This is a genomic window from Pseudoalteromonas luteoviolacea NCIMB 1942 (genome assembly GCF_001625595.1).
Taxonomy (GTDB): Bacteria; Pseudomonadota; Gammaproteobacteria; order Enterobacterales; family Alteromonadaceae; genus Pseudoalteromonas; species Pseudoalteromonas luteoviolacea_A.
In genome coordinates, this window is sequence record NZ_AUXT01000190.1 from 1 (window position 1) to 14,431 (window position 14,431).

Below are 14,431 nucleotides of genomic sequence, written 5' to 3' on the forward strand. Positions count from 1 at the left end.
ATTAGATCAGAAATTTAATGAGCAAAATTTAATGAAATTGGTATTACTAATGCTGCCAATGATGTGACAACGTACATGCGCTATTACAACTTAGAAAGGCTTCATACTGCTAATGGTGGTCTGTTGCCAGTAGGTTATGAGCAAAGCTCCTTAAGAAAAGTGTCCTGATTTAGTTGTGCAGAACAGAAGTGGACGCTATCTAAATTGAGCACATTCAAATGTGCTCTTTAAAGAAAGCTGGTTAGATGCAGCACCTACAACTTACATCTGGTGCTGAGTTTGTTAACTAGTTTAGTCTAGTGGCCTGTTTCATAATAGGCTGTAGCGGCATTCGTTGATTCCCATGTGCCATCTTTATACAAAATAGTGGCAGTGGCGCTGTTAGCGCCGTAAGCACGAATTGTTGCGTTACAACTTGTGCTTGTTGTGGTGCCACATCTAGCAGAACCGCTCCACCTTACCTCTTGAACAGGTTTGGTCACATTTTTTAGGTAAAAGCGACCTCCAGTAGAGTTGCCGAAAGAATAATCGAAAGCCTCACAATTTGCTGTGCCATTACCCCAAGAGCTGCCACCACTTTTTGCATATACTGCACACACTAGCTCAGCAGAGAATGCTTGACCCGCAAAAACCGTACTGGCAATTAGTGTAAGTGCTTTTATTGTTGTCTTCATATTTTGTCCTTGTCTTTTAACAATTTTATTATCGCGCCTTTCAGTAGAGCGCAATAACAATTTAATAAAGGAAAGTTAAAGTAGTCAATGCAAAATATCAGGGAATTTTTTATGATTGCCATAGTTATAGTTAGGTTATAACTTGGTAACATAAATGTTTGTTTTTTTATTTTATTGCTTGAATTTTAGGGCGAGGTTTTATAGTTTATTAATTTCTTGATTATTATAGATTGATTTTTCTTTATTTCTATCTTGTTTCTGCATTAGTAACGGTTGAGCTTTAGTGTTCCGGTTTGTTTTTAATCGGTACTAGCGTCAGTAATTCCAATGAATATATTCATTTTTTAATTTCAAGAGTACGTGATATTAAAATTAGCATGTCATAGCGCGCTTTTTGAGTTGAAACTTTGATACTAATAGGTGGAATAATTTATGTTTGTTACCATATGCAGCGTTGCTCCATGCGCTTTACTACAGAATTGTGGCCTACACCTTTGTCAGTGTTTTCTATACATTAAAGGCAGGTCTTAGAGGTATCTGATGCATAGGTATTCAAACCGGTTATGGCATAAAAATGCATTGCGTTCATTTTCAATGTATATTGGGCATCTAATTTATAAGTAGATAGCTATTTTAATAAAAATAGTTAGTGTTATTGCATTATATCCAGTGTGTAATTGCATTTTGGAATGATATAAATATGAAACCAAAGCTCTTTATTTTAAAAATGCCGTTTGAAGACGGACCTGGGAAAATGTGGATATGCTCTCATTGCGCAATGATTGAAGGTGCCTTATCTGTTAATACACATTGGCATAAGAAAGTCGATATCCAGCGCCTTGAGTTTGAACGCCCACGTAAGGTACTCGTAGAGTTGTTAGGAGCAGAGAAGCAATGGCTGCCGGTACTAGTTTTAGAAAGCGGTGACACAATTACTGAACCTGTTGAAATTATTAATTATCTCGCTGAACAATATGGTGGAGCTGCTGCTCGTCCGTAGTGCTCGTTAATATCATAAGCCTGGTAGCTATCATGTAAATGACATCGAGCTGAAGGTAGAGCTGATGCGTGTTTAATAAAGGAGTAATTACTGATGATTAGTTATAGATTGGCGAAAACCACAGAGGTTGGAGAATTAAAATAACTACTATGGAAATATGGTCCTAATGAGTGGAATTACTTGACCGAAGAGGGAGTCGACGCCGAATTGCAACTGGTCGAGAGTGGAAGCGCCCATGCCACAGTGTCAATTTACCAAAACCAAATAGTTGGGTTGGCCATTCTTATTTCAGGTGTTGATGCACCAAGTTATATAGAGAAATATGCTCGAGCTGCGGAAGCATCATTTATCGGAGACGTTGTTGTATCAAAAAAACACTCAGGAATGGGGGGTTGCCTCTCAACTACTCAGGGAGTGTATACACAAAGCAAAGTCTTTAAACTCGAAGTCTGTCTTGATTGAACGCCATGAAGAAAATTTGGCATCTGCAGGCATGATGAAAAATGCCGGTTTTACAATTTATGAGACTTTCCATGACCCAGATAAACGTAGCAGTGGAAGGCAAAATAGCGTGGTTTTAGGTTATATACTTGATAACGAATTGTAATGGTTTAGGCCGGCCATAACCTCAATGATTTGGGGTGAATTGTGTGCAGAGTTTGAGGGGACTTTAGTTTAATTTAACTGGGTGTGTATCTACTCGACTTTACATAATTTTCCTGCTGTCAGTGGTAAGATCAATATTACAAAACCGATTGACCGGTCGTGCAAGTTGATAGATGAAAGTAACCATAGGAGCCATACCGGATTTAAATAGCAATCGGTATGGAACGCCTTCCGAAGAACATTTCCATTTTTCAAATGTTTGTATCTACACAACACTTCAAGAATAGAAAGACTAGACTACTCAGGTATTTAATAGTGCTTAGTCAAAGTCATTTTCATACCCTTTGGGCGGAGGTGTTCATCCTCGCTCATCATGGCTGTGTTTATCAATTCGGTCCGGTTGCATAGCTTCTTTGATTGCTTCCTCTGATTTGGAGAGAATTGGCTAATTGATTGTTTTAAAATAGAAAATTATGTAGCGTTCATGTTGGGCCCCTCAAAAGGAGAATTGATGTAACTATAATTATAGTAGATCAACAAAGTTCGCTAACTTAGCCAGATGGTGATTAGTGACCGGCTCGTTGCAGTTACTTACGAGTTAACTGATTTTGGCCGACCAGCTTTGAGGATACTGGAATTACAGCGAGCGTGGTCTGAATCACACGATATTAAGTTATAGCATAATGATTCAAACCTTAAAGCGTCTTAAAATACATATATAGACTAGATGTATTGGATGCAACATGAGTATTTTCATGCTCCTAGGCAAACATAATCATCTGTGGCCAAGTTCTTTACTCAGTGCCATAGCCGAAGAGCGGTTAGGCGCATTCAGCTTTTCAAGAATTTTTGCAACATGGTTTTTTACCGTGTACTGACTAATACCAAGGATCATACCGATTTCACCATTTGTTTTACCGGATGAAATCCAATCCAATACTTCTTTCTCACGACAGGTGAGAGATTTAATTGGCGAACGGCTAGTTTTATCTGATTGATAACGCGAAATGAGTGCTTTATGCAGGTAAGGTAATATAAGTTCAATTAAATAGGAAGCAGGTGCGCTGCGATTTGAGCGCTTATTGTTAAAAGCTACCAGTGTCAAATATTTAGAGTTGGGGTTGTCTAAATCATAGACGGTTACGTCGGACAATGGGTTTCTGTCTTTACATAGACTTTTTAGTAAATTTAGGTTTTTAAATTTCTTAAGTTTCGCAATTGTCAATAAATCTTCCTTGAAATGCTCTGGAAATGAACGTAAGTATTCGGTTTTAACTTCTAAGCTCGTTTTATCTATTAGTGCTAAATAAAGTTCACCTGACTCAGCGAAGGACATCGCTTCTTGAAATATTGTTCCATCTAGTGAATGTTCAAAAATCGATGTTTTCAACAATTCGATTGCTTTTAATACGCTAGACAATTCTTTAGTGCAACCCAAAAACATATGCATTCTCCTTTATAAATACGATCTCAAAAGGCACATCGGTTAATCGCTTCTATGGATCTTATCCGATCTTGTTTTGACGGTCTTCCATTTAATTAATCGCACGATTAATTAAACATGAACGGAGAATTGATATCAACGAAAAGTGAAGGAATTGTGTTTTAAATAAGTGTAAAAGTTTAAAAAAATGTTCTTTTACGCTTTTTAAGCTGTATAAAAATATTTATACACCCTTAATTTCTTCTTTTTGGGGAATAAGTTATTTCCACTATCTGATTGTTTTTAATGGATATAGCAATGGTTTGCGAGTATCTGGACTTTTCATGAAAAAAAGTCAAGTTGATCTAAATCAAAAAAATGAGAAAAAAGTTCGCAATTGACAATCAAATGAATTGATCGGTTATTTTTTACGTTTCGTATAACGGTCAATTTTAAGACAAGGAGTGAAACAGCTATGGTCCTAAAAGACTATTCGCATCGATATTTTCCTTTTGTTAGAATGCTCGCAATCGTAGCAGGGACTGAGAAATACCATGATTGATAAACTAAGAAAGCCAACGACATGGCCTTTATACTTCACGCTTTTTATCTATGCTGCGTTGATTTGGATGCAAGGGTTTTCAAGCGCTTTATTGCAAATCCTGCAGGAAGTCGAAATTGCAGCCACCATGGCACTTGGGTCATTTGTTGCTGGTGGTACGGCATTAGGAGGAGGTGCGGTGGCATTCCCTGTCATGACAAAAGTCCTACACATCGAGCCTAGCACCGCCAAAGTATTTTCGTTGGCAATACAAAGTTTTGGTATGACAGCTGCGACGATAACAATACTATGCCGACGCATACCAATATATACAAACCTAGTCTTATTGGCATTGCCTATGTCTGCTTTAGGTGTAGCAATCAGCCTAATATATATAGCGCCTTTATCACCAAGGTTGGTGGTGAAGTCCATTTTCAGTTTTTTGCTGCTATGTTTTGCGGTGACTATGTTGCTGCGCTGGTGGAGAAAAGCACATCATCAAGAGAGTGCTCAGCGTATTAATCCAAGTAAAGTGCGATTTATGCTGGTTGCGTTTTGCGGCGGTATTGCAAGTGGATTAGTGGGGTCAGGGTCGGATATCGCATTATTTGCGCTATTAGTGATTGCCTATAATGCAGATATTAAAAAGGCGACGGCCACTTCTGTTGTGGTTATGGCATTCACTTCGTTAGTCGGAAGCGCGATAAATGCTTGGCATTTAAATGCAATTACTCCGCAAATAGAAAGCTACTTACTCGCTGCAATTCCAATTGTCGTTGTAGGTGCACCTCTAGGTGCGTATGTTTGCTCAAAGGTGAAAGTAGGTCAACTCGTAAGTTTCTTACTCTTGCTGATTTTGCTGGAAGTTTCATTTACCAGCTATGAGCTTTGGTATCAGGGCGCTGCAATTTAATCTGATTAAAGGTTAAACATTTGTTGACTGTGGTTTAATCTTTTTATTTAATTAACTACGTGATTAAAGAAATAAAAAGGGTGTTGGAGTAAGGTATGACAACAAAAGTCACAAGAGGCAGGCCAGTATGTGAGGTGAAGCAAGCGGAGCAGCGTGCAAAATTGATACTGGCTGCAAAAGAACTATTAAATTTAAAGTCATATAGTCAAATAACAATTCGGGACATTGCGGGAGAAGCGGGTATCAATTCGGCGATGATAAAGTATTATTTTGGAGGCAAAGAAAACCTCTTTGTTCAGTTGATACAATCATTAGCAGATGAGCACTTTGCTCAGTTTGAAAATCTAGGTGAGCATAAAAAGCCACTCTATTTGTTTATTTGTCGCTTTGCAGAGATTCTTCATACTCACCCTGGCTTTGTTCACTTACTGAGTGAAGAAGTACTGAATAAAACAACACCTCTTGCACAAGCTTTCATGAAAGCCTTTCCTGCACGTGTTTCTAAGTTTTTGCCTCAGTTTATTCAGCAAGAAACGGGAATAGAAGATTTAAGAAAAGCTAAACTAGCCGCTTTTCAGCTCATTACGTTGTTGGTCTCTCCTTATATTTTAAAAACACTAAGACAACAAGCTTGGGGAATTGACGACACCGAAATTCAAGGTGAGCAATGGACAAAGGATTTATACCAGCGATTTGTATTAGGACTTAAGGAGAGTGATATCAATGAGGTGGAATTTTAGTGCAAGAAAAAACCTGCCAATTGCGATAGTAGTGGGCATTGTATTGGTGATATTGGTTGTTAAGCTGAAATCTTCAATTAAACATGGCAATGTTGAGCAAGCTGGGCAGCCTGCTCAATATCAAGTATTAACTCAACAATTTGTACGCCCAAAAATCACGGGGTACGGCAAAGTTAAACCTAACATTCAATTAAACAGTCTTGCTGAAGTCACAGGTACTGTTACTTACATACATCCAGTACTAAAAAAAGGGGAGATTTTTAAGGCAGAGACGCTGTTGATAAAAATCGATGATAGTGACTACCTGTTACAGCTGGCTAAAGCAGAAGCTAACTTAGCCGCAGCGCAAGTTGATTTAGCAGCCAAGCGCACTGCCCAAGAAAATAATAAATTAGATATCAGGCTTAGCGAACACAAACTCGGCATTGCTGAGTCGGAGTTTAAACGTACGGAGAAGTTATTCGAAAAATCAAGTGTGTCACAAACTGAATTAGATAGAGCGCAGCAAAGTGTGCTGGTCCAGCAGCAAGACCTGCAACGGTATTTGAATCAAAAACGATTGATACCGCTCGAGATTAAGGCCCTACAAGCGCAAGTTAATAAAGCAGAAGCAGACGTCAATAAGGCCGAGTTGGATATTAAGCGAACTGAAATTCGTTTACCCTTTACTGGCCGTATTCATAAGGTGGATGTTGAGCGATCACAGCTTGTGACAAAAGGTGCGGCACTATTTAGTGCAAGTGATGTGGAGAAAGTATTAATCAATGCCCAATTTACATATAGTACATTCAATCAATTCTCAGGTTTTTTCAAACAAAGGCCCAATATAGAGAATATTTCTAGTGATGGTATGGCGTCCTACCTAAAAGCTCAAGAGCTGGCAGCATCTGTTGAAATATTATCCCAAAGCGGTACCACTTGGCAGGCAAATATAGAACGCTTAAGTGACGAAATTGACCCCCAGAGCCAAACAATCGGGGTTGTGGTCGCTATCCAAAACAGCTATGAAAAGATAAAGCTCGGTGAAAGGCCACCGTTAATTGCAGGTATGCGAGCAAAAGTTTCTTTAACAGCCGCAGCACAAAACTTTGTTGTTATTCCGAGGCATACAGTCAGAGGCCGCTATGCACTGATTGCGGATGACAATAACCAGTTGAGAAAAGTAGACCTTACAGGTTCGATAAAGCAAGAGGATAGCTTTTTACTTCAGCGCAGCAACTTAGAAGGCGCAAAATTAGTTACCACGGATTTGTTTCCCGCTATAGAGGGGACGTTACTTAATCTATCTGAGGCTCCAACGCAGCTGAGCACTGCGAATGGCAAGGAGTTACACTAATGATTAGGTTTTTTATTGCTCACCCGACAGCTGCAAATATATTGATGGTCTTGTTTCTCGCAATTGGTATCTTTAGTTTACCCCAAATTAAAAGGGAAACACTCCCACAGATTGAAACCTATCAAATTGATATTGTTGTGCCTTACCCTGGCGCAACACCGGAAAATGTTGAGCAAAAAATTTGTTTAAGCCTAGAAAGCGCCTTGGATGGTATTAGTTTTATGGAAGAAAAGCATTGTGTTGCAAGGCAAAACCTGGGACAAATGACGGTTAAAATGTTTGAGCACGGTGATTTTGAGCAGTTTACAACGGATGTTAAAAATGCCATCGACACAATTGATGACTTCCCCGCGCAAGTAGAGCAGTGGACTATTAATGAACGCGGCAGAACTCAGGATGTAGTAAGTGTTGCGTTAGCGGCTAAAAATGGCTCTTTATCCAGAGTCGATTTAAAGGCCCTTGCAGAAAAGGTGAAGCAAAATTTACTTAGACACCCCGAAATTCCAATCGTCGAAATCAGTGATTTTTCTAAGCACCAATTGCGTGTCACAGCCTCTCAAAACATGCTGAGACAACACGAAATCAGTGTACAAGAGCTTGGAAACCGAGTAACTAGCCAAAATGTGGAGCTTCCCCTAGGGACATTGAAAACACCTTATTCGGATACACAAATTCGAATGATGGATGAGCGCAGAGACGCTGAGAGTTTATCTAGCTTGGTGGTATCCTATGGCTCACAAGGCAATGATGTAACTATCGCCGATCTTGGCGAGGTAAAAGATACCTTTGAGAAAGATGAAAAACGGATATTTTATAACGATCAACAAGCGGCTATTTTGACAATAAAGAAAAACTCGGTCGATGATAGCCTACGTGTGTTACAAGCGACAGAGGAAGTTATTGAGCAAGTTAAGCTAACTCTGCCTGATACTGTCTTACTTACACTTACCAGTGATAATACGAGCTTGGTAAAAGATAGGATTTCGTTACTAATTAGTAATGCATGGCAGGGCTTATTGTTAGTCTTTGGCGTAATGTGGCTGTTTTTTTCGTTTCGATATGCGTTTTGGGTTGTAATGGGGTTACCAGTTTCGTTTTTGGCTAGCTTCTTTCTGATGCTGCATTTTGGTATCTCAATCAATATGCTTTCTATGGTTGCCTTATTACTTGCGCTTGGCATATTAATGGATGATGCGATTGTTATTGCAGAATCTATTGGTACAAAGGTTGAACAAGGCTTAGAAATTAGAGATGCTGTATTACAAGGCACGTTAGTGGTGCTACCGGGTGTGTTTTCATCATTTGTAACGACCTTATGTATCTTTGTAGGACTGGTGTTTATTGAAGGTAATTTAGGTCAAATCCTCAAAGTTATTCCAATCGTATTAATTTCAGTTATTACAGTTTCACTCATTGAGGCATTTCTTATATTGCCTAACCATTTATCACATGCCTTACAAACTAAATCTAAAGAAACGCCATTTAGTGTAAAAGTGGGGGCAATTAGAGCGAAGTTTGAGGTGAAGTTTCGTCGCTGGAATGACCAAGTCTTAACGCTGAATCATAAGCTAATAAAACACAGGTATTTAGTAATAGGTTCTGTGGTTGCTTGTTTTTTATTCTCACTGAGTATGCTTATTTCAGGGACTTTAAAGTTCACGGCATTCCCCGATATTGATGGGGATGTTTTGCAAGGTCGTTTGTTGATGCCAAATGGTACTCCGTTTCAAGTGACACAACAAACGATGGAAAGAATAGAGAGTGCACTCAAGCGTGCGAATGAAAAATTGAGTCAAAATGAGGACACTGAATTAGTAAAAGCCATGACAATTACGTATGGTGAAAACCCAGATTATCAAGATCAAGGCGCCAATTTAGCCTATATATCCGTGGACCTGTTAAGTGCTGAGCAGCGCAATACTACCATTCAGGCGTTTTCAGATACGTGGCGAGAAGAGTTAGGCTCTTTACCAGAGGTGTTAACTTTGTCTTTCAAAGAGCCGAAGTTGGGACCACAAGGTCGGGCAGTAGACGTCAGGTTAAAAGGAGATGATGTCGACCAGTTAACGCATGCAGCGTATGAACTTAAAAATTGGCTAAAGGGCTATGAGGGGGTACAGAATATCACTGATAATTTGAGGCCCGGAAAACCTGAATACACCTTGACGCTTAAACCTGGGACATTAGATTTAGGCGTTAATTCGGCAACCATTGCAAATCAGCTTCGTCCAGCATTCCAAGGAACAAAATTACTCGAGACGCATGTAGGGCTGGAGGACTATGAAGTTACCGTAAAATTAAGCGACGAAAGTTTAGATGAATATAGTGACTTTGATAACTTCCCAATTATTCATCCATCTTCACGCATAGCGATACCTTTGTCTGCTTTGGTTAATATTGAACAAACTAGGGGATTTGCGGTTATTAATCGTGTGGACAACCTAATGAGTGTATCTGTCTATGCTGACGTTGACAGTGAGTTGAACACAGCAAGCGCTGTAGTTGGGGATTTGAAAAAACGATTTTTGCATGATTTACAAACACGTTACCCTGATGTGACGTATACCATCGAAGGTGAAGTGAAAAATGCAGGTATCACGCAAGCCTCAATGCGACGTGCTATGTTAATGGGCATGATTGGGATTTTCTTGTTGCTCGCTCTACAGTTTCATAGCTACATAGAGCCACTCATTGTAATGGTCTCAATTCCTTTGGCGATGATAGGTGTAATATGGGGACACTTCATAATGGGCATCAATTTTTCTATGCCTTCCTTAATGGGTTTTATCTCCTTAGCAGGGATTGTTGTAAACGACTCAATCCTGTTGGTGCAGTTTGTGAAGAGTCGTGTGAAGCAGGGCATGAGTGTACATGAGGCAGCAGCTCAGGCGAGTCATGATCGGTTTAGAGCGGTTGTTTTGACATCTATAACAACGATTGCAGGTATGACACCTTTGTTGTTCGAAACGAGTCTGCAGGCGCAAATCCTAATCCCTTTGGCTACCAGTATTGTGTTTGGAATTATGACCTCAACGTGTTTGGTTTTACTCGTATTACCATGTTTATACAGCATATTGGAAGATTTGGGTGTCGCCAAGTCTCATACTTCCCATAAATCGGTACATGCGTAATAATCATCCGTGCTACCGTTAGCACGGATGATTATTACGCTTAAACAAAAGGTGCTTGTAAGCACCTTTTTTTATTGGTAAAACAATGGGATTAGCGAATATTAAGGTCAGCCCCAAATTATGCTGGAAGTATTAGAGGCCGGAGCAAGACAAGTTCTTACCGCATTTAACAATCTAATTGCGATTGCTGCATTTTTTGTTTTATTAGCTTACCTCTTAAAGGGTAAAGAGGTATATAAACAGGCAAAATCAGCGCTCACAGGGAGCGCTTTTAACTTTTCTCTTATGAGTGTCAATTTACTTCTTTTAACGCCCGTGATGTCAGTAATATTAACCTATTTGTATGGCTATCAATTGAGCATCGTCGATAGAAGTCTTTGGTATGAATTACCGCAACCCGTTGCTATATTTATTGCTGTTTTTTTGGGGGACTTTATTGGCTATTGGCGTCACCGATTTGAACACTCGAGGTTTTTATGGCCGCTTCATCGTGTTCATCATACGGACGAGCATATGACTTGGTTAACATTGCAACGGTTTCACCCACTCAACTTCTTGACTACATTTATCATAGACACATCATTTTTGATTATAATGGGTGTCCCACCATTTGCCATTGTAGCCAATAACATGATCCGTAACTACTATGGCTACTTTATTCATGCAGACATCCCATGGACTTATGGGAAGTGGAGTGTACTGTTTGTATCTCCAACGATGCATCGCTGGCATCATGCAACAGACCGAGAGGCTTACCAAACAAATTTTGCGACTGTTTTTTCAGTGTTTGATAGAGCGTTTGGTACATACCGGGTGCCTGGGCCGTGTCACACAAGTTTAGGCGTGCGTGACGGCTACAGCAAAACATTCATTGGTGAACTGCTTCACCCTTTTAATCTGCGTGTCTATTGTCGTAAAAGGCCTGCAAAAGAATAAAAAAGAGCCCTTAACGGGCTTCTTTTAGGTTTCACGCTTGGGGTGCGTACTTTATATGTGAGTGAGTTAACTAGGCTGCGTCAACCTTGCTAATTCTTTAAATAAATCAATGCTTAAATTGGTTATGGTTTCTTTGGGGACATGAATTTTTTGAGCGATGATTTTTTTGGCGGCCATAAAGTCTTTCGCTGAGTTAATGCAATCAGCGGCTATCACTCTACCTTGTTTTAGGTACCATAGAGACAAGGTATGAGCATCGGTTTGCCTTAATAGAGTTTCATCATAGCCGGTGTTGAGGCCTGCAATTTGAATTTTGCAGTCAAACTGATCTGACCAAAACCATGGCACAGCGGTGCTCGGTTTGTGCTTGCCACAAATTGTGGCAGCGGCCGCTTTGGCTTGTTCTAAGGCGTTTGGCACCGACTCAATTCGTGTAGCAAGGCCGCTGTGATGCTCAATGCCAATCGTGCAATCACCAGCTGCATAAATGTTAACGTCTGTTGTTTGGCAAAGTTCATTTACAACAATGCCGCCGTTTTCAACAAGTAGCCCTGCACTTTGTGCAAGCTCCGTATTTGTCTGAGCGCCAATACCTACAATGACGATGTCAGCAGGAATAACTTTGTCTTCGCAAAGCACTGTACTGACAGTATCTTTGCCTTGAAATGCGACGACATTAGTGTCAGTAAATATTTTAATCCCATTGCTTTTGTGCAGTTTATGATAAAAAGCAGAAATACTATGCGCAGTTACCCTGGCCAGTAATCTAGATTCTCGCTCAATGATGGTAACATCGTGACCCATTTTCTTTAATACCGAGGCAGTTTCGAGCCCAATATAACCGCCACCGACCATCACTATACGGCGAGATATTTCAAGGTCAGCAAGTTTCAATGTGGCCGATAACCGTTCTATATCGTTGAGCGTTTTAATGTAAAAGACATTATCTAACTCTGCACCCATGCAGTCTGCTTTACGCGCTCTGCTGCCTGTGCAAATGAGTAATTTGTCGTAGCTAATATGTTCCCCATTTTGCAATTGAATACTTTGAATCTCGGGCTCTATTTTATCGACTCGTGTGTTGAGTTTAACGTCGATCTCATCCTTGAGATACGCTGCCTCGGGTCTAATTAAAAGCTGTTCGGCTGTAACTTGGTTTTGTAAATAGGTTTTAGACAAAGGCGGGCGGTGATAGGGCAGGCTGTCTTCATCGGTGATCAGCATGATCTGTCCTGTCCATCCTTCTTTGCGTAGACTAATGCACGCTTGAGCACCAGCATGGCCGCCCCCGATAATGACACACCTTTTCATAGCATCTTCCTTAGTATTGAGATTCTGGTAAATGAACGTGCAATCCATGGTGATCATCAGATACCAACACTTGACAGCTTAATCTGCTCAAATCTTTTGGTTCAGTAACCATCTCTAGCATATCGCTTTCATTGTTATCTGGATCTGCGATTTTCCCTTGCCAATCGCTGGTCAAATAGCAGTGGCAGGTGGCACAGCTACCAGAACCACCACACTCTGCTTCAATGCCCTCGACCATATTTTCCATGGCAGCTTGCATCAAAGAGGTACCACTTGGTACATCTACCTTGGTTTCATTTCCAGCAAAATCAACGAATGTAATCTCAGGCATAGTGGTGTCCTTATACTGTGAACTTAGTAATTTGATTAATCTCATCCAAAATGGCTGCGGGATCGGCCTCTAGCTGACTATCCATCGCGGTATTCCATCGATTCAAAAATCCACAAATGGCAACAACAGCTGCGATTTCAATTACAGCTGCTTCAGAGTAGTGCTGTCCTAATTCTTCATAGTGCGTTTTTTCTAGGTGTGCCGGAGCCGTACTACATGCAAATGCAAATCTTAGCGCGGCACGTTCAGCATCGTCGTATAACACGTTGGTTTCGAACTCAAACGCTGCCAACACTTTGGCTCTGTTGACGTTTACTCTGCTGGCAATATGAGAAAAGTGCCCCTGGCAGTATTGGCAACCTGCTGCATTACTGCTGATTGTGGCAATGGCCCATTTCAACTCATTGTTGATGTGCTCAAACTTACTTAAACATCCAAACATTTGCCCAAAGGCCTGCGCTAACATCGGATTTTTAGCCATAGTCAATATGCCGTTAGGAATAAAGCCAAGATTATTTTCTATCGCCTGATAAATTGGTTCCAAATGAGGCGTTGACTCTCTCTCTACCGGTGTGACTAGATGGTTTTTACCCTGCTTCATTTCCTTGTTTCCTGACTTGGTGAAAGTTCTCAATAAAGTAAATTTTTTACACGCAGATGCCTATAGTCCGTTTGGACCAATGGGATAGTCCACAGGGGCTATGTTGAAAAAACCTCGATAGCGGTAAGGTTTTTTTAGGCGAACGAAACGCGATTGCATCTCACCTCAGATATTTCTAATACATGTCTAATCGGTGAATGCGGACAGAAAACTAGCCTGATGAAACGCAAAACCGACTTGGTTTTGAGCGTTGTTTGAGGGTCAACAATATTGCCAGACTAGATAGGAAACTAGGATGATTGAAGAACTTATTGAATTTATAAATCAAGACTTACTGGAAGGGGCTGCCCCGGATCTGGACCAGCACACACCACTACTAGAGTTGGGGATTTTGAATTCTCTATCTATGGTGAGATTACTTGCTCATGTTGATCAGCGTTATGGCGCTAAAATTCCAGAGCATGACATCACGCCAGTACATTTCGAAAATATTGAAACATTGTGTGCGCTTATTAAAGCACTGAGTGCAGAAGAACAGATTGAATCTGAAGAAGCCTGCTCTGAGCTTGACCGCCTTGTTAAGTTACAAGAAAGCTATGGCATTAAAAGCGAATTGGTTGCCGCAGGCGCCGGGTTTAAGCAGCATACACTGCGTGTAAAAGGAGATGGGCCTTTATGGATTTTGTTACCAGCACTAGGTAATCCTTCAACGTCGTGGTCTTCGACACTCCGCTCAGTGCAAGGTCGTCATAACGCGGTTGCATTAGACTTAGCGGGTTTTGGTTTGAGCGAGAGTGAAAACGACTCTCCTTCATATGTCGATCATGTTGAATACACTTTGCAATACCTTGAAACACTTGAAGAAAAGTAAGCGTCTAGCTAACTACA

14 protein-coding genes and 1 pseudogene are annotated in these 14,431 nt (G+C 40.5%); 10 read left to right on the top strand and 5 right to left on the bottom strand.

From position 1 onward, the window contains the following. Positions 1 to 60 precede the first annotated feature (60 nt). Positions 61 to 168: pseudogene (locus N482_RS24970) on the top strand (hypothetical protein); the annotation flags it as partial. Between the two features lie 128 nt (positions 169 to 296). Here N482_RS24970 and N482_RS18215 read toward each other — a convergent pair. After that, positions 297 to 674 (bottom strand): hypothetical protein, encoded by a 378-nt coding sequence (locus N482_RS18215; protein ID WP_063378406.1) that lies wholly within the window; start codon positions 672 to 674, stop codon positions 297 to 299. Between the two features lie 700 nt (positions 675 to 1,374). Between N482_RS18215 and N482_RS18220 the strand changes: the two genes are divergently transcribed. The 3 genes from N482_RS18220 to N482_RS25750 all read left to right on the top strand — a co-directional run bounded on the left by N482_RS18220 (position 1,375) and on the right by N482_RS25750 (position 2,281). Beyond that, positions 1,375 to 1,674 carry a DUF3088 family protein gene (locus tag N482_RS18220; RefSeq protein ID WP_063378407.1) on the top strand — a complete coding sequence of 100 codons (300 nt, stop codon included), beginning with the start codon at positions 1,375 to 1,377 and terminating at the stop codon, positions 1,672 to 1,674. Positions 1,675 to 1,854: 180 nt separating this feature from the next. Continuing rightward, positions 1,855 to 2,136, top strand: coding sequence for a hypothetical protein (locus N482_RS25745; RefSeq protein ID WP_231100891.1), 282 nt, complete (start codon positions 1,855 to 1,857; stop codon positions 2,134 to 2,136). Continuing rightward, positions 2,129 to 2,281, top strand: a complete 153-nt coding sequence (locus N482_RS25750) for a hypothetical protein (RefSeq protein ID WP_231100892.1) — start codon at positions 2,129 to 2,131, stop codon at positions 2,279 to 2,281. The genes N482_RS25745 and N482_RS25750 overlap by 8 nt, the downstream gene beginning before the upstream one ends. A 774-nt stretch (positions 2,282 to 3,055) precedes the next feature. On the opposite strand, the gene N482_RS18230 is transcribed toward N482_RS25750, so the two are convergent. Beyond that, positions 3,056 to 3,724 carry a helix-turn-helix domain-containing protein gene (locus N482_RS18230; RefSeq protein WP_063378408.1) on the bottom strand — a complete coding sequence of 223 codons (669 nt, stop codon included), beginning with the start codon at positions 3,722 to 3,724 and terminating at the stop codon, positions 3,056 to 3,058. A gap of 533 nt (positions 3,725 to 4,257) precedes the next feature. Here N482_RS18230 and N482_RS18235 point away from each other — a divergent pair. From N482_RS18235 to N482_RS18255, 5 genes are all read left to right on the top strand, one after another. Continuing rightward, positions 4,258 to 5,157 carry a sulfite exporter TauE/SafE family protein gene (locus N482_RS18235; protein ID WP_063378409.1) on the top strand — a complete coding sequence of 300 codons (900 nt, stop codon included), beginning with the start codon at positions 4,258 to 4,260 and terminating at the stop codon, positions 5,155 to 5,157. Positions 5,158 to 5,252: 95 nt separating this feature from the next. Beyond that, positions 5,253 to 5,897, top strand: a complete 645-nt coding sequence (locus N482_RS18240; protein WP_063378410.1) for a TetR/AcrR family transcriptional regulator — start codon at positions 5,253 to 5,255, stop codon at positions 5,895 to 5,897. Then, positions 5,881 to 7,233, top strand: coding sequence for an efflux RND transporter periplasmic adaptor subunit (locus tag N482_RS18245; RefSeq protein WP_063378411.1), 1,353 nt, complete (start codon positions 5,881 to 5,883; stop codon positions 7,231 to 7,233). Before N482_RS18240 ends, N482_RS18245 begins: the two co-directional genes overlap by 17 nt. Beyond that, complete coding sequence (locus N482_RS18250) at positions 7,233 to 10,364, top strand: efflux RND transporter permease subunit (RefSeq protein WP_063378412.1); 3,132 nt, start codon at positions 7,233 to 7,235, stop codon at positions 10,362 to 10,364. The genes N482_RS18245 and N482_RS18250 overlap by 1 nt, the downstream gene beginning before the upstream one ends. A gap of 120 nt (positions 10,365 to 10,484) precedes the next feature. Beyond that, on the top strand, positions 10,485 to 11,300 hold the full coding sequence (locus N482_RS18255) for a sterol desaturase family protein (protein ID WP_063378413.1): 816 nt from the start codon (positions 10,485 to 10,487) through the stop codon (positions 11,298 to 11,300). A 66-nt stretch (positions 11,301 to 11,366) separates the two neighbouring features. Here N482_RS18255 and N482_RS18260 read toward each other — a convergent pair whose 3' ends face one another. Genes N482_RS18260 through N482_RS18270 form a run of 3 tightly spaced genes read right to left on the bottom strand, consistent with a single transcriptional unit; the run spans position 11,367 to position 13,543 of the window. Continuing rightward, positions 11,367 to 12,611 carry an NAD(P)/FAD-dependent oxidoreductase gene (locus N482_RS18260; RefSeq protein WP_196765351.1) on the bottom strand — a complete coding sequence of 415 codons (1,245 nt, stop codon included), beginning with the start codon at positions 12,609 to 12,611 and terminating at the stop codon, positions 11,367 to 11,369. 10 nt (positions 12,612 to 12,621) lie between these two features. Beyond that, positions 12,622 to 12,942 carry a 2Fe-2S iron-sulfur cluster-binding protein gene (locus N482_RS18265; protein WP_063378415.1) on the bottom strand — a complete coding sequence of 107 codons (321 nt, stop codon included), beginning with the start codon at positions 12,940 to 12,942 and terminating at the stop codon, positions 12,622 to 12,624. 10 nt (positions 12,943 to 12,952) lie between these two features. Beyond that, positions 12,953 to 13,543 (bottom strand): carboxymuconolactone decarboxylase family protein, encoded by a 591-nt coding sequence (locus N482_RS18270; RefSeq protein ID WP_063378416.1) that lies wholly within the window; start codon positions 13,541 to 13,543, stop codon positions 12,953 to 12,955. A 295-nt stretch (positions 13,544 to 13,838) separates the two neighbouring features. Here N482_RS18270 and N482_RS18275 point away from each other — a divergent pair, with 295 nt between their 5' ends. Beyond that, positions 13,839 to 14,414, top strand: coding sequence for an acyl carrier protein (locus N482_RS18275; RefSeq protein ID WP_063378417.1), 576 nt, complete (start codon positions 13,839 to 13,841; stop codon positions 14,412 to 14,414). The last annotated feature ends 17 nt before the right edge of the window (positions 14,415 to 14,431 follow it).

Excerpts from the sequence above, each read along its gene's own strand:
- N482_RS18215 (WP_063378406.1), bottom strand. The coding sequence starts at position 674 with ATGAAGACAACAATAAAAGCACTTACACTAATTGCCAGTACGGTTTTT.
- N482_RS18275 (WP_063378417.1), top strand. The coding sequence starts at position 13,839 with ATGATTGAAGAACTTATTGAATTTATAAATCAAGACTTACTGGAAGGG.
- N482_RS18240 (WP_063378410.1), top strand. The coding sequence starts at position 5,253 with ATGACAACAAAAGTCACAAGAGGCAGGCCAGTATGTGAGGTGAAGCAA.
- N482_RS18260 (WP_196765351.1), bottom strand. The coding sequence starts at position 12,611 with ATGAAAAGGTGTGTCATTATCGGGGGCGGCCATGCTGGTGCTCAAGCG.
- N482_RS18220 (WP_063378407.1), top strand. The coding sequence starts at position 1,375 with ATGAAACCAAAGCTCTTTATTTTAAAAATGCCGTTTGAAGACGGACCT.
- N482_RS18235 (WP_063378409.1), top strand. The coding sequence starts at position 4,258 with ATGATTGATAAACTAAGAAAGCCAACGACATGGCCTTTATACTTCACG.
- N482_RS18230 (WP_063378408.1), bottom strand. The coding sequence starts at position 3,724 with ATGTTTTTGGGTTGCACTAAAGAATTGTCTAGCGTATTAAAAGCAATC.
- N482_RS18270 (WP_063378416.1), bottom strand. The coding sequence starts at position 13,543 with ATGAAGCAGGGTAAAAACCATCTAGTCACACCGGTAGAGAGAGAGTCA.
- N482_RS18255 (WP_063378413.1), top strand. The coding sequence starts at position 10,485 with ATGCTGGAAGTATTAGAGGCCGGAGCAAGACAAGTTCTTACCGCATTT.
- N482_RS18265 (WP_063378415.1), bottom strand. The coding sequence starts at position 12,942 with ATGCCTGAGATTACATTCGTTGATTTTGCTGGAAATGAAACCAAGGTA.
- N482_RS18250 (WP_063378412.1), top strand. The coding sequence starts at position 7,233 with ATGATTAGGTTTTTTATTGCTCACCCGACAGCTGCAAATATATTGATG.
- N482_RS18245 (WP_063378411.1), top strand. The coding sequence starts at position 5,881 with ATGAGGTGGAATTTTAGTGCAAGAAAAAACCTGCCAATTGCGATAGTA.